This window comes from Caldisericum insulae (assembly GCF_047785965.1).
GTDB classification, from domain to species: Bacteria; Caldisericota; Caldisericia; order Caldisericales; family Caldisericaceae; genus Caldisericum; species Caldisericum exile_A.
The window spans coordinates 24,085-39,186 of sequence record NZ_JBLOBF010000004.1 but is presented as its reverse complement, the minus strand read 5'-3'; the positions used below and the strand labels follow the sequence as shown (position 1 = coordinate 39,186).

General features: G+C 32.3%; 13 protein-coding genes and 2 tRNA genes. 3 read left to right on the top strand and 12 right to left on the bottom strand.

From position 1 onward, the window contains the following. Nucleotides 1-515 precede the first annotated feature (515 nt). From ACMV0E_RS03960 to ACMV0E_RS03940, 5 genes are read right to left on the bottom strand one after another with little or no spacing between them, the layout of a single operon-like run. Nucleotides 516-1,715, bottom strand: coding sequence for an aminotransferase class I/II-fold pyridoxal phosphate-dependent enzyme (locus ACMV0E_RS03960; protein WP_416085071.1), 1,200 nt, complete (start codon nt 1,713-1,715; stop codon nt 516-518). A gap of 45 nt (nt 1,716-1,760) precedes the next feature. After that, a complete protein-coding gene (locus ACMV0E_RS03955; RefSeq protein ID WP_416085070.1) occupies nt 1,761-3,566 on the bottom strand; it encodes a polysaccharide deacetylase family protein in 1,806 nt (601 codons plus the stop codon). Beyond that, nucleotides 3,563-4,444: a bactofilin family protein gene (locus tag ACMV0E_RS03950; protein WP_416085069.1), complete on the bottom strand. Its 882-nt coding sequence runs from the start codon at nt 4,442-4,444 to the stop codon at nt 3,563-3,565. The genes ACMV0E_RS03955 and ACMV0E_RS03950 overlap by 4 nt, the downstream gene beginning before the upstream one ends. Continuing rightward, complete coding sequence (locus ACMV0E_RS03945; protein WP_416085068.1) at nt 4,441-5,694, bottom strand: glycosyltransferase family 2 protein; 1,254 nt, start codon at nt 5,692-5,694, stop codon at nt 4,441-4,443. The genes ACMV0E_RS03950 and ACMV0E_RS03945 overlap by 4 nt, the downstream gene beginning before the upstream one ends. Continuing rightward, nucleotides 5,688-6,419, bottom strand: coding sequence for a hypothetical protein (locus ACMV0E_RS03940; protein WP_416085067.1), 732 nt, complete (start codon nt 6,417-6,419; stop codon nt 5,688-5,690). Before ACMV0E_RS03940 ends, ACMV0E_RS03945 begins: the two co-directional genes overlap by 7 nt. 91 nt (nt 6,420-6,510) lie before the next feature. On the opposite strand from ACMV0E_RS03940, the gene ACMV0E_RS03935 reads away from it, so the two are divergent. Genes ACMV0E_RS03935 through ACMV0E_RS03925 form a run of 3 tightly spaced genes read left to right on the top strand, consistent with a single transcriptional unit; the run spans nt 6,511 to nt 10,152 of the window. Continuing rightward, nucleotides 6,511-7,230, top strand: a complete 720-nt coding sequence (locus ACMV0E_RS03935; protein WP_416085066.1) for an ABC transporter ATP-binding protein — start codon at nt 6,511-6,513, stop codon at nt 7,228-7,230. After that, on the top strand, nt 7,227-8,504 hold the full coding sequence (locus ACMV0E_RS03930; RefSeq protein ID WP_416085065.1) for an ABC transporter permease: 1,278 nt from the start codon (nt 7,227-7,229) through the stop codon (nt 8,502-8,504). The genes ACMV0E_RS03935 and ACMV0E_RS03930 overlap by 4 nt, the downstream gene beginning before the upstream one ends. A gap of 1 nt (nt 8,505) precedes the next feature. Beyond that, a complete protein-coding gene (locus tag ACMV0E_RS03925; RefSeq protein WP_416085064.1) occupies nt 8,506-10,152 on the top strand; it encodes a stalk domain-containing protein in 1,647 nt (548 codons plus the stop codon). Here ACMV0E_RS03925 and ACMV0E_RS03920 read toward each other — a convergent pair. The 7 genes from ACMV0E_RS03920 to ACMV0E_RS03890 form a co-directional block, all read right to left on the bottom strand. Continuing rightward, complete coding sequence (locus tag ACMV0E_RS03920) at nt 10,149-11,123, bottom strand: sensor domain-containing diguanylate cyclase (protein WP_416085063.1); 975 nt, start codon at nt 11,121-11,123, stop codon at nt 10,149-10,151. The two genes, ACMV0E_RS03925 and ACMV0E_RS03920, sit on opposite strands and share 4 nt — an antisense overlap. Beyond that, nucleotides 11,113-12,183 carry a sensor domain-containing diguanylate cyclase gene (locus tag ACMV0E_RS03915; protein ID WP_416085062.1) on the bottom strand — a complete coding sequence of 357 codons (1,071 nt, stop codon included), beginning with the start codon at nt 12,181-12,183 and terminating at the stop codon, nt 11,113-11,115. The genes ACMV0E_RS03920 and ACMV0E_RS03915 overlap by 11 nt, the downstream gene beginning before the upstream one ends. 133 nt (nt 12,184-12,316) lie before the next feature. Beyond that, nucleotides 12,317-12,574, bottom strand: a complete 258-nt coding sequence (locus ACMV0E_RS03910) for a hypothetical protein (RefSeq protein ID WP_416085061.1) — start codon at nt 12,572-12,574, stop codon at nt 12,317-12,319. Between the two features lie 64 nt (nt 12,575-12,638). Continuing rightward, entirely contained in the window at nt 12,639-13,862 is a 1,224-nt protein-coding gene (locus tag ACMV0E_RS03905; protein WP_416085060.1) for an HD domain-containing phosphohydrolase, read from the bottom strand. Continuing rightward, entirely contained in the window at nt 13,859-14,905 is a 1,047-nt protein-coding gene (locus ACMV0E_RS03900) for a DUF933 domain-containing protein (protein ID WP_416085059.1), read from the bottom strand. Before ACMV0E_RS03900 ends, ACMV0E_RS03905 begins: the two co-directional genes overlap by 4 nt. 35 nt (nt 14,906-14,940) lie before the next feature. Next, a tRNA-Glu gene (locus tag ACMV0E_RS03895) sits at nt 14,941-15,015 on the bottom strand. A 3-nt stretch (nt 15,016-15,018) separates the two neighbouring features. Then, nucleotides 15,019-15,092, bottom strand: a tRNA-Gln gene (locus ACMV0E_RS03890). Nucleotides 15,093-15,102: the final 10 nt, after the last annotated feature.

Below are 15,102 nucleotides of genomic sequence, written 5' to 3'. Positions count from 1 at the left end.
TTCCTCGTGGCTTTGCCACTTCGGAATGACAAATGAGAATTAGCTTCTGAATGACACAAAAAGTCATTTCGACGAACGTAGTGAGGAGAAATCTCCATATTTTGAGGGGACACCAAAACGCCCCCTCAATACTCCCCCAAATAATAACTTTGATTTGGGGGTAAGTTAGAAAGGGGGCACCCACCTTTCTAATGGTTGATGGGGGATTTGTTCTCTTTCAATAATTGTCATTTCGAAGGAGCGCAAGCGACTGAGAAATCTCCTCTTTTGGAGAAGTTTAAGGGGAGACTTGTAAATCTCTCCAATATAAACAGAGGAGATATCTCGCTTCGCTCGATATGACAACCATTTTGAGGGGGACCAAAACGCCCCCGCAATTCTTCCCCCAATATTGATTTTGATTTTGGGGTAAGTGAAAAAAGGTGCCCCCTTCTTATGATTTAAAGAAGCTTTTACACATCAAATTAATAGAAATGCTTCTATATTAATAGAGTTTTAGATGTTTATTCTACTTTTTATATTATCCCTAACTTCTTACCTGCTTTCTCAAAGATTGAAAGTGCCTTGTCAATTTGTTCTTCTGTATGTGTTGCAATATAGCTTGTCCTAAGAAGTGAGTCGTTTGGTTGCACTGCGGGAGGAAAAACCGGATTTGTATAAACACCAAGTTCAAATAATTCCTTCCACATCATAACAGTTTTCCATTTGTCCCTTATATAAACAGGAATTATCGGTGTATTGCTTGCGCCTATATCAAACCCCAACTCTTTAAGACCTTTTCTCATCCTATTTGCAATATTCCAAAGATGTTCAATACGCTCTGGTTCTTCCTGCATTATTTGAAGCGCTGCAAGTGCTGCGGCAGCTGATGCAGGAGTCATTGCTGCCGAAAAGATAAAAGGTCTCGCATAATGTTTAATATAATTAATGACTTCTCTATCGCCTGCGATAAATCCACCCAAACTTGCAAATGATTTACTAAAAGTTCCCATTATAAGATCTACTTCATTCCCAAGATTAAAGTGGTTTGCAGTACCACGCCCATTTCTTCCTAATACACCAATCGAGTGTGCGTCATCAACCATTAAACGGGCTCCATATTTATTTTTTAATTCAACAATTTCTGGCAATGGTGCAATATCTCCTGCCATTGAATAAACACCATCGACAACAATTAGTTTTCCTGCATCATCTGGAATTTTTGATAAAACATTCTCAAGACTTTTAACATCATTATGGTTGAATCTTGCAAATTTTGCATGAGACATACTCCATCCATCAACAATTGAAGCGTGATCTTCTTTGTCCATTATTGCATAGTCTTTCGGGGAAAGAAGTGCAGAGATTGTACCTAGATTTGTTTGATATCCTGTTGAGAAAACTATCACTGCTTCCTTATTTAAAAATTCTGAAAGTGCATCTTCCAAATCCCTATGAATTTTCAAAGTGCCATTCATGAATCTGGATCCAGTTGCAGATGTCCCATATTCATCAATGGCCTTTTTTGCGGCTTCTTTTACCTTAGGATGGTGCGTGAGTCCAAGATAGTTATTTGAGCCAAGCATAATTATTTTTCTTCCTTTATATAGCACTTCAGTGCCTTCTGTTCCTTCAAAGGGTAAGAAGTATGGATAAAGACCCTTTTCTTCTGCAACCTTTGCATCGTAAAGTGCGCTATTTTCTTTCGGGTTATAACATTTATCAAATAAATCCATTTTATCACCTCAAACAATTTTATATTTTTTGGTATTTTTTGCAAATTAATTTTTGAATTCAAAAGGTATTACTAATTTTTGGCTTTTATAACTATCTAAGACTTTTATATATGTATAATCTTCGTCATTTTCAATTTTTACACCACTTATAACACCTTTAATAATAAATTCTTTCGGCAATGCAACAACGAATCCTTTTAAAGAATTTCCACTCAAATAGATTAAATTTTTCCCCACATTAATCTCAAACTTTGCATTAAAAAGATTTAGAAGGAAATCTGCAAAATAACTCATAGGTTTGATTTGTATTTCTTTACTTTTGGAAAGCGAAATTGCATATTTTGTAAAACTTAGTAAGGCATTTTCATACAGTGGAAAATCATAAGGATGTGAATAAAAGAGTCTTATTGTCTTAGTTTGTATAGCATAATTTACCAAATCTTTTAAAAAGTTTTCAACTTCAGTCTCTGGAACTCTCCCTTTATACATTTCGTATAAAGAAGCATATTCCTTATAAGATGTTATTGGAAAAGCGATGACTTGTTTTGAAACCATTGATCCAGCAAGAAATGTTCTATTTGGAACCGACGAATTGTCACCTGTATAATAATAAGAGTTAAAACCTTCTTCCTCAAGAATGCTCGTTACAACTCTGGGATGAACCCCATTAGGCGCAGAGTATTCCCTAATTTTGTACTTTACAATGCTTTCAAGACATTGAGTATTTTTATCGATAAAGTTTTTAATTTCATCTTTTGTGAGCAAATTTTGGTTAAGAAGAGAGGAAAAGTAATTGTGAGCAAATCCACCGTGATCTCCAATTACTCCATACTTTGAAAGCTTTATAACTAAATCCCTTCCTTTTCCACATGCATCGAAACCTAAATTATCTTGAGGATAATCTCTAAAATCACCAGCACAAATATGTATTGAATATTCAATTTCTTTATTTAAAAAACCTTTTTCTTCAAGATATGGGATAGATTTATAGTCAATATTTGAATCTATATGCAAATTTACAATAAGTCCAGGAATACCATAAGGAGTACCTAAAATGTGTGGTGCTTTAACAATTTTGAAAAGGAAAAATGAAATAAATGTTCTTAACGGAAAATCATCAGAATATGCCTTCAAATATCCTAAAGGAATTGAAACATACATAACATAGCCGCCCAATTTTCTTAAGGTAATAGATGGAAGCAATTTTCCATCATAAGTTTGAATATAGGCTAAAATTTCGCTATCATTTATTCCATCTTTTTCAACAGTTGGACACTGATAGGTGAGCTTTCCGTACATATACCCTGAAATAAACTTACCATTTTCCAATTTATAAGATGGAATATTCAAAAATTTTGCTGATTCTTGCGACTTTATAATAAGATTCCCTTCTGTAAAAGATTTTTCTTTGTACTTTCCAAAATTTATATTATTTACTCCAAGAATCGAAGAAAGTGTTCCTTTATCTTTATAAACACCGTCAATCGTTTTTACACCTATATCAAATGATGCAAAAACCGAGCCACCATTTCTAATAAAATCTTTAAGAAAAGGAATAATCTCCTCGGGAAGGTATTTATTAACGCCATCCATAAAGATGATAGCTTTATGAATTTTAACAAATTCTTTTCCATTTTCTGAAGACAAGTCATAAGTACTTTCAAGTAAATATGGAACTTTTAATTCTTCAAGCACACTTTTGTAAGCATCAATTATATAGGAACTTTCTTTTGGATTGTATGCTAATATGATTGAGTAGTAGGCATTTTTTCCTTTAGATTGGTATATTTTGAATCCAACAAAGCCAAACAATATTGCAATGATTATTAAAGTTACAGCAATCTTCCTCATACTGTTTTTCCTTTTTTTGAAGATACATATCCATGGATTATTACATCTTCACCTAAATAGATTTCTCCATTTGCAACTACAGATTTAATTTTGTTTTTGCCTCCTATCCTTACACCACGTTGCATTTCTATTGAATCTTGTGAAAATACATTTCCTTTTACTGATACATTGTCGTGGAGTTTTATTTTTCCCTCACCTATTAAATTGCCAACAATTTCTATACTCCCTTTTATTTCAATATCTTCATCTGCTTTTATCGTCCCTATTATGTAGGATTCTCTTTCAACTTCTTCACTTTTTGTATTGTAAGACGATATATTTTTGGCATAAAGCCTTTCAAACTGCACGTTGTTAGATAATAAAATTGTATCCTCTGCGCTTGCACTTACTCCTAAATTACAGTTTTTAGAAACAAATATACTTTTTAAAGAGTCAATCCATCGTTTTATGATAACACTTTCTTCAAGAAAAATATCTGAATCAGACGCAAGAGCTCTTATAGTTGAATTCTTACCGACATATACTGGACCTTTTGAGTATACTTCCCCAAGTTTTGAATTTTTTTGAATACACAAATCTTTTAAGGTGAAGATAATATTTTCTGTTTCAAAATTTTCATGAGTTTCAAGAGATTCAAAAAATTCAATTGCGTCATTTTTAAGGTATAGTCTTTTGTTTTCTTTTATTAGTTCTTCTAATATTTCATTACTAATAAGTGATTCAATTTTGTGACGGAACGATTTTCCAAAATATCGAGGGTCTCTTACAAATGAAAAATTTATATTTATTGGTAAGATATCCCTTTTACTTACAATTTCTGAAATTGGAATTAAAAATGGGATGAAGACTAAAATCATAAAAATCGTTATAAAAATCATTCCCTAAACCTCTCCGTCTTTTGCCAATGTATTTCTCTCTTACTTATAATATATTTCAAAGCATCTAAAAATCCTAAAGAAGAAAACCACATTTCAAAGAAGAAATTGATTCCCAAAATAGGTAGTAATTTTACTCTGTGAGTTACTCCATCTAAATATGTGCCAACTGCGATTTCAAAAAATGGCGCAAAATTCCCAAAACTCTGGAATATAGAAACCGAAGCCACACTTTGTAAGATGAATTGAAAATAAGCACCCGAAAAGAAAAGTATAAAAGAGTTAACAATACCTATGAGAAGTAGCAATGGGAGAAAATACACACCCAAAAGAAGCAGACCATCGACCTTTTCTTTTATGGTTAGTTTATTCGAAAAGATGATCTTCGGAACATACAAAAACATCACTTGGTTATGCCCACAAGACCATCTTCTTATTTGCCTTGCTCTCACGATCCAACTTTCTGGGACCTCTTCATAGCATTCTGCTCTGTTTGAGTATATCACTTTATACCCCATGAGATATAGTCTGAATGTTAATTCTGTGTCTTCTGCAAGAATTTCGTTTTTAAAACCACCAGTAAGGACTACAGGTTCTTTTCTAAATGCACCAGTTGTGCCACCATATTGAGGAATAAGCTTTAGATTAAATCTTGATTGTTGGTCTGTCTGATACCCACCAATTCGCTCAAGGTCTATTAATCTAGTAAGTATGTTTTTAGATATATTTAGTGGTATAACTCTTCCCATAACTGCACCAACTGAAGGATCAATAAAGTTTATTACAAGTTCTCTTATGAGTCCTTTTCCTGGTATATAATCTGCGTCAAAAACGACAATTATATCACCAGTTGCAAAGCGTAAAGCATCATTTAATGCTTCTGCTTTCCCTTTCCTATTGGAGTTGCGGTAAAGTGGTCTTATGTAATCATATTTACTCTCAAACTCTTTAAGAATACGTGCTGTATTATCTTCCGAACTGTCATCTATTGGGATAATTTCAAGTTTGTCCTTAGGATATGACGAAAGAGTTAGGGAAATTAATATATCTTTTGCTACTTTCTCTTCGTTATGCATTGGAATAAGAACTGAAACAAATGGTAAATCGGAATCAATAATATCTCCATAGCTAATCCTTTGCTTACCAAATACTCTATTGAGGCTAAAGATGTAATGCCTTACCGTGTATATTAGAAGTATGAACATTAAAACATAAGCATAAACCTTACTTATAAAGATTATTATGTTTACCATTCGAACATCTCCCCATTGCTATCTTTTGAAGACAATGAAACAAAAAAGGAGAAAAACGATACAAAATATAAACTGTCAAAGTATGGTCCAAGAATAAAAAAGAAGAGAGGAGAGAAAATATAACTGAGATTTTTTGTTATAAACACAAACACTATATATCTTACAGTATCGACCAAAAAGGCATACAGAACTACAAAAGTAATAAATAATATCTTTTTGTAAATTTTTGTTTTGAAGAATATTATAGACAGAGCACTAACTATAGGAAATAGAATGAGATTTGAAGCCTGCATATAAGTTAACATCTCTAGTAGTTTTGTAAGCGTGTACGGAAAAAATTGTTTGAAAATTAAGAAGTAGAATGAAGACACAATAATTACGGAGTCAATATAAATAAGGAAATACTTCATCATATGTGGTCTTTGAATAAGAAGCACAAAAAGTATGGCAGTAGATATAAGTAAACTGAAGAAAGAGAAACTGAATTTTGGAAATGTGCCTATCGTATCAAGAACATATAAATTGAAATATTCCGTTCCAATGATACTCGAATAATTTAAATTTAGTATGGTTTTTGTATAATTTCCCCAAAAATATGTTATTTTAGGGACTAAAAGGTAAAATAAAATTTCCAAAATAATTGTATAAATAGCTACAAATATAATCTCGCTTCTGTCTATTTTTACTTTTCTTATGGCGCGGTGAGGTGTAAATTTTTCAACCATCGCATTATTATAAAAAAAATTTTTTGGATTACAAGTTTTTTAATTTGCAAAAAAATGTTATAATAGATAAGTGCTTTTAAGGAGGTAATTTATGGAAGCTATTGCTGTGCAAAATCTCACAAAGTACTATGGAGATGTTAAAGCAGTTGACGGCATCAGTTTCGAAGTCCACGAAGGAGAAATATTCGGCCTTATTGGACCAAATGGTGCTGGTAAAACAACTACCTTAAGAATTCTTTCAACGATTATAAGAAAAAATGCAGGAGATGTAAAAATTTTTGGTTACGAGTTGGGAAAAGATGACGAAAAAATCAGAACTATCATAAGTTATCTTCCAGAGGAAGCAGGTGCCTACAAAACGCTTACAGGTTTTGGGTATCTTCAATTCATGGCAGGTTTCTATGCAAGTGATAAGAAAGAATTTGACGAAATTTTAGAGAGAGGTATAAGTATTGCAAGTCTTGGTGATAGAATTAAAGATAAGGTATCTACATACAGCAAAGGTATGACGAGGAAACTTCTTTTAGCAAGAGCATTGATGCATCTCCCAAAGCTTGCAATTCTTGATGAACCAACATCTGGACTTGATGTGATAAATTCAATAGAGGTAAGAAACATAATAAAAGACTTCGTAAAAAATGGTATAACGGTGTTGCTCTCATCTCACAATATGCTTGAAGTTGAATATCTTTCTGATAGAGTTGCTTTGATTGATAAAGGAAAAATACTTGATATAGGCTCTTCAAAACAACTCAAAGAAAAATACAACGCTTCCAACCTTGAAGAAGTGTTTATGGAGGTTGTAAAATGAAAAATCTTCTTAATCTTTTGAAGAAGGATATACGAGAAATACTTACCCCACAATTATTAGTCCCATTGGTGATAGTCGTAATTTTCTATGGTTTGATAGGAAACGTTGTACAAACAGAAACTAAGAAGGCAACAAACCCTGAACCCGTGCTTGTAGTAGATTACGATAAAAGCGTTATTTCAAATCAATTTATTGAGAATTTAAAATCTGTTGCATTACCAGAAGTATATTATGGAGGTATTGTCGATCCAATTAACTATGCAACCTCAAAGAAGATTGATGTGATAATTGAAATTCCACAAGGTTTTGAATCAAATATTAAGTCGTTCAAACAACCTGAAATAAAGATTTACTCCGTTATTAAAGGAATTTCTGTTATGTCGGTCTCGCAACCTGCAAGAGTAAAAAATGTTGTTTCTGCTATTTCTGAAACTCTTTCTGACATGTACATAAAGAATTTTACAAATATTGATCCAAGGATAGTAAAAAACCCAATAGCGCTTAAAGAATATGTTGTAGTAAATGGAAAACAGAGCGAAGCATCGCCTGAAATGGTCTCAAATTTACTTATGTCCCAAGTAATATTTATTCCAATAATACTTGCGTTTGTTATTATTTTTGCATCTCAAATGATCGTGAGTCTCATTGCAAGCGAAAAGGAAAACAAGACTCTGGAAACTTTAATGACAGTTCCTGTAAAACGTCCATATATAGTGCTCTCCAAAATGCTTGCATCCTCTATTATGGCTTTGATTATTTCGGCATTTTATCTTGTTGGGATGCGAAGTTACTTTAACGGGATCTCCCAAGGTCAATTTTCTACTGCGCAAAGCTCTTCAATTCTTAAGGCACTTAACCTTGTTTATACACCAACGCAGTATTTTTACATAGGGCTTTTGCTGTTTCTTACAATTTTATCCTCGCTTGCTCTTGCAAGCATCCTTGCAGTGTTTGCAGAGGACACAAAATCAGCACAGATGTATTTGACACCTCTTATGATACTCATAATGATCCCGTATTTCCTTTCACTTTTTACCAACATTGACACTTTGAGCATACCTCTTAAAATTCTTGTTTATCTTATACCATTCTCGTATCCATTTATTGCCTCGCAAAAAATACTTTTTGGATCTAAATCAATTGTATATATAGGAGTTTTATATCTTACACTATTCTCTGCAATTGCGATTTTAATAGCAACAAAAATTATCTCCTCTGATAGGATCTTCACAACTAAAGTAAAGAAGGCTACATTTCACCTTTTAGGAAGGTAGAATGAAAAAAGTTTTTATTGTAATTTTGATATTAATAATTGTCCTGCAGCTTCTGGTTAAAAATGCAAATTCTTTTACTCCCAATGTACTTACACTTACAAAGTTAAAAGGACTTTGTATAAGAGCAGATGATTTAAACAAGAGAGGTATTGAAAAATCACTAAAGGAAATAAGTGAGTATGGCTATAATACAATTTTCATTTTAGTAAAAACACCTGAAGGACAAGTTATTTTTCCGTCAAAAAATTTCCCCGTTTTAACCGATACACTTCCACAAATAATTGAAATCGCTCAAAAATACAATCTAAAAGTCTATGCGTATTTTCCTGTAATGATGGATAAGAATTATGGAACAAAACATCCAGAAGATTTAATGGGGAACCTTGGCTATGAAAAAAATACTTATTATATTAGTCTTCTTTCAAAAAATTATTTGAATTATATAAAATTATTTATTTCAGAACTCCTCAAATTTGATATCGATGGACTCGTTTTTGATTATATACGATACCCAAATGGAAGTTACGATTTCTCAAATTCGTTTGTGTCTTTGGGAAAGTCAAACGGAATTGATATGGATTATGTTAAAAGTGTTGCCTACAAAACCTTTATAAAACCTGCTGATTGGAAAACAATGTTTATACTTTATGAGAAAAAAGATAAGGATATTGTAAATTGGGTAAATTTGAGGGAACGTGTTCTTAAAGATGTAGCAATAGAGTTAAAAAATTATGCCTCACAAAAAAGGACAAATCTCAAATTTGGTGCATTTCTTGTTTCACGAGGCTACAGGTATGACTCAATAGAAACTTCTCCATCAATTAAAAAAACATATGCATATCAAAAGGTTAATTTCTCTTATTTTGGGGATACCTTTAATGGAATTCTTGATTTTGTGATTCCGATGATTTACCTTTCAAGCCTTGAAGAGAAAGAAGACTATGTAACAGTTGTCACAAATAAGATTAAATCATTGACGAAAGGAAATCTTGAAACATTCGTTGGCGTAAATCCAAGTGGTATTTCTTTGAAAGATACTGAACTTGAAATTTTCAATGCTTACCTTTATTCTTCTGGTGTAGTATTATTTAGATATCCTCTCTTTAATATGGGAGATTTAATTTTAGAAAATCCGTTGGAAGAAGGCAGGGAAGTCTTATATACTGTAAAAAATAATCTTGGGAATACAAGAAAAGAAAAAACAATCTTTAACGACAACTTTGTACCAAACGCAGAAAATGAGGTTATTATAAAGCATTTTTATAAATTTTATACACTTGTTTTTAAAGTCGAAGATTTGTCATATTTTGTAAATGGGGAAAGGTATTCAATGGATGTTAGCCCAATTATAAGAGATTCACGAACATTCGTACCTGTTAGATTTTTAGGAGAAGCAGTAGGTTTTAAAGTTTCATATGATCCAAAGAAAAAAGAAGTTTTGTTGGACAATGGAAATATAATTTTAAAAATTGGAAGTAATATATATAAATCTTTTGGAAATGAACTTTCGATGGATACCGCACCTTTCATAGAAAACTCAAGAACTTTTGTGCCTTTGAGGTTTGTTAGGGAGGCATTTAATTTTAAAGTTGATTGGGATGAATCTACTAAAAGTATAACTATAAGAGGAATCATTAGAGTGGATTAGTTAGTAATCATTATACCAGTGTCTGTTTTCTTTGCTTGATATAGCGCTTTGTCAAGGCTTTTAAGAAAATCTTCTAATGATTCTCCCTTGTATTCTTTTATCCCAATTGATGTTGAAAGATTGATTTTTCCGTCAATGTTTATGGATAGAATAGCCTCTCTTAGTCTTTTTGCGATTTGAAAAGCCTCTTTTCCGTCTGCTTCTTCAAGTTTTATTAGAAACTCGTCTCCACCAAATCTAAAGATGTAGTCATATTGTCTTAGGTTTTCTTTTAACGCCTTGGAAAAAGCAACAAGAGCCTTATCACCTATTTCGTGTCCAAAGGTATCGTTTATATACTTAAACTTATCAAGGTCAAGCATTAGACATGAAAACCTGCTTCCATATCTTCTGTATCTATCAATATTTTTATTAAGAATATGATACAGCTGTTGCCTTGTTTGCACCTCAGTCAGCTTATCAAGAGTTGCAGTTCTAAAAAATTCTTCAACGAGTTTATTTTTCTTAACAGCGCTTGAAATTAATTCAGAAAAAACAAGAGCAATTTCCCAAAAATCTTCATTGTAAGTGTTTGGAGAATAGCTATCGATATTAACAATATAACTGACTCTATTATCTAATATTATTGGTATTCCAATCCAAGATAATGGATATTTACCAACTTTTAGCCAAAAACCGTATTTTGATGTATCAGGAATTATAAGGGGCTTTTGAGTATCTTTAATAACTTCAAGATGTCCGCCAACGCTTCCTTCGCTCAAATGTTTCTCAAGTACACTTGCAGCAATGTTATCAATATTTTTAAAAGCAACAAAGTGGTAAGGTTTTTGAGAGACATCAATAATAGTTGCTGATTCTGCGTTAAAGACAATGAACGCTAAATTTGTTATTTTCCAAAGTGCTTCTTCAATTGTAAGCCTCTCCTCTAATTCCGCAATTGCCTTTAATATTCCTATTAGATTATGATCCATGGCTTCTTAATTCTTCTACATAGAGAAGTCTATCGCATTCTATTATTAATTCATCACGGCTTTCATTGTTATATTCTTTAATACCAATAGAAACGCTTGGTTTAAAAGAAACTCCCAAGTCAATCTTTGAAAGATTGCTTTTAATACGCTTAGCTATTTGTACTGCTTTTATTTTATCTGCATGTGTTAAAATAGCTGCAAACTCATCTCCTCCTATACGAAAAGCGATATCAGAGGCTCTTATTGAATTTCTCAAAACATCAGCAAACTCTCTCAAAAAAGTATCACCAACAAGATGTCCAAATGTATCGTTTAGACTTTTAAATCTGTCAAGATCCATAAGGAGAAGTGTAAATTTCGTTTGGTATCGTTGAGCCTGTGTAATCTCATATAAAAGCCTATTTTCAAATTCCCTTCTGTTATAAAGTTTTGTAAGCGGATCTGTTATTGAATCCATACGGTATCTTTCAAGTAGCAGGTTCTTAGCAATTGCTATGTTTACAGTCTTTTGGAAAGTTTCAGCAAATTTTACATCATCTATTGTGTAATAATTTGGAATATCTTTACCAATATTAATGACAATAAAAACGTTATTTTCTAAGTCTGAAAGAGGAATTCCCAACCATGATTTTGAATTCTCGCTTGTAACTGCCCATCCTGGAAATTCATTGGTATTTGGAATGTAGTTTATTTTTCCAGTTTTCACAATTGCATCAATATGCTTCCCAAAATATGGGGAATTTATCTTATTTTCAATTTCCGTTAATTTTTCTAAGTCCAAACCTTTTGAACCCAAGAATCTGTAAAGCCCCTTACCATTTGAAGTGTCAAGAATACTTACAGAATCTGCTCCAAAAAGGACACTCGATGCCTTGATAATCCACATGTATGTCTCTTCAAGCACTAAAGTATTACTAATTTTTATTGAATACTCTATAAGATTGTTTATTCTTAGCAAATAATTTTGTTGCTTTTCAATATTTTCTCTGTTTTCTTTTAATGTAATTAAGGTTTCAATGAGAGGGAGAAAATTCTCCAAACTATTTTTTACTTCATGCATATCCGTTTTATTTGATAAACTCTTAATTATGAAAATGCACTTTAAATCTCCAAATTTGCATTTAACAACATCTTCAAGATCGCTTTGGTTGATATTTTTATTCGCACTATTTTTCTTAGGTATGACTTCATTTTTAATCTTTTATAAAAACTTCAAGAACGCAATTCAAATTTTTAAAATAGTTTTTCAAAATTGCAAATACTTCTTCAATGTTTGATTTTTTAAGAAGATCTTCCTTAATTTTATTTTCAATTGTCATCTTCTCAACTTTTGATTCAAGTCCTTCTAACTCTTTTAATGAAATGTGTTGCAAAGCAAAGAAAGTAAATGAAATTAAAAAAGCTAAAGCAACAAAGCTTTTTACAAATCCTAATTCGTTTGTTTTAATCATTAAAACAATAAATATATAAACTAATGTTAGTAGCAAAAATAAAGATAAAACTCTTACTATGACCTTATAGAATTTCAAAAAGTTTTTCGTCATCTAAGATAGATTCTTTAATGTCTTCTTTTAAAATACTTTCAATCTCCTCTTTTGATTGTAGCGCAACTTTAACAACCAATGGGTCAAATTGAATCCCACTAAACCTAATAAGTTCTTCCATTGCTTCATTAAGAGTTTTTCTTTTGGAATGAGGTCTTCCAGATACCATTGCATCAATTGCATCTGCTACATGGACAATTCTACTTGAGATAGGTATTTCACTGTCTTTTAAGCGAAAAGGATAGCCTTTACCATTAAACCATTCATGATGATAAAGCACAGTTTCTGCAACACTTTCAAGTATTTTAAGCTTTTTAATTAATTTGTATCCTAACTCAGGATGTTTAATGATATCCTCCCGTAGCTCTGGTGTAAGGGGGGTGCCATTTTTAAGAATATCCTCTTTTATACCAATTTTTCCTATGTCGTGGAGAAGTCCCCCAATTCTACATCTTGCAATTTCAGTGGCTGGCAGTCCCATGTTTTCTGCAATAATCTCTGCAATTTTTGAAACTCTCAGTGAGTGTCCTGCGGTATAGGTGTCTTTTAATTCCACAGCAGTAATCAATACTTTAAGCATCTCAATAAAACTATTTTTTATTGTATTTACCAACCGAATTTCTGCTATAAGTGATGCTGCCATATTGACAAGCGTTTCTGTCCTGTTTAGCTCTTCTTCATTAAATTTTTTGTTTCCAAGCTTTGTAAGAAGTATAACTCCATAGAGTTCATCGTTAAACACTATCGGTACTGCAAGAAGTGCAGAGTCCTCATTTGGTGTTCCGGGTATATGCTTTGCAATGTTACTTTTGTTTGCACTGTTTAAGTATTTTGGGGTCTTTTCTAATGCAACTTTACCTGAGAACCCTTCACCTAACTTCAATCTTGTCTTCAAAATTTGATCTCTATAGATTCCCTCTACATACTCTGGAATAAGCGTATCGATACCATCAAATTTAAAGTAAGTGAATTCATCGGCATTTGTAACTGTTTTAAGTATATCCCACATCTCTCTTAAAAAATTTTCTTGTTCTTCAAGTTCGTACAACATCCGCGAAAGTTTTTGAGCACCGTTTAAAATTATTTCTTGTCTTTTAATTTTTTTACTTAACTCATTTATCCTGTAGAAAAAATAAAAAGCAAAAGTTAAAGATATCAGAAGTGAAATTAAAAGGAAGATATTTATGTTATTCATACGTTAAACCTGAAATGGACAATCTCTTTGTTTTTTACAATATAATTTGCACCTTCAATTCTTAATAGCCCTTTCGCCTTTGCCTCCTTAAAGGAAAAATTAACGCTCTTAAAATCCTCATAAGAGATGACCTCCGCTGCTATAAACCCTCTTTCAATATCAGAGTGTATCTTTCCTGCAACTTTTTTGGCATTTAATCCCTCCTCAAAAAGCCATGCCCTTACTTCGTCCTCTCCAACTGTATAAAAGACATTCAAATGAAGTAAGTTCATTATAGTCAAATCTAAAACTTCATTTATTGCCTCTTTTTCAAGATTATAAGAGTTAAGAAATTCCCTTTTTTCATCTTCATTACTCAATTTAGAAATCTCCTCCTCAAGCAACACAGGAATTACTGCAAACTCAGTTTCTTTGTAATTAAATTTCTGTCGCAGGTTCTCCTTTATTTCGCTTCTTTTTGGAATTTTTTCTTCATTAATATTGATAACAAACAAGGTAGGTTTTAGAGTAAAAAGTCCAAAAGACTTTGTGGATAACTTTTCTTCCTCTGTTAAATCAAGGTTTCTTAAAGGAACTTCATTGTAAAGTGCGTCCTTAAATTTTTGAAGAGTTTTTTGTTCTAAAGCTTTATCGGGTGTTAATTTTTCCTTCTTGAGTTTTTCAAGCCTTTTCTCAACAACATCAAGATCAAGAAGGATTAAATCGCTTTCAAAGATTTTTAGATCAGTTTCAACATCATCTTTGCTAAAATTATCGACAACAGTTATAAGTGCATCAAATTGTCTAATTGAGGAAAGAATTTCATTTCTTCTTTTGGCTTGTTCAATACCTGACGGAATACCTGGTAAATCCACAAATGTCATTGTTGCAAAAGTTGTTTTCTTTGGTTTAAAAACACTTGAAAGAAGAACAATATTTGGATCAAAAATTTTTACATCTGATATATTTTCTTTTTCAATGCTCAAAGGGATTTCTTGCCCTACAAGTGCTTTAAAGAGAGTCGTTTTTCCGCTTTGCGGTAATCCTACAATCGCAACCTTCATATTTAAATTATATTCCTTTCTTTAGAAATAAAAAATGGTAGCGTAGCAGGGAGTCGAACCCTGATCTGGGGATTGAGAGCCCCCCGAACTAACCGTTGTTCTACTACGCCACCTGGCTGGGAAGGATGGATTCGAACCATCATTAGAGGATCCAGAGTCCCCTGTCCTACCATTAGACGACTTCCCAACGCAAGTTA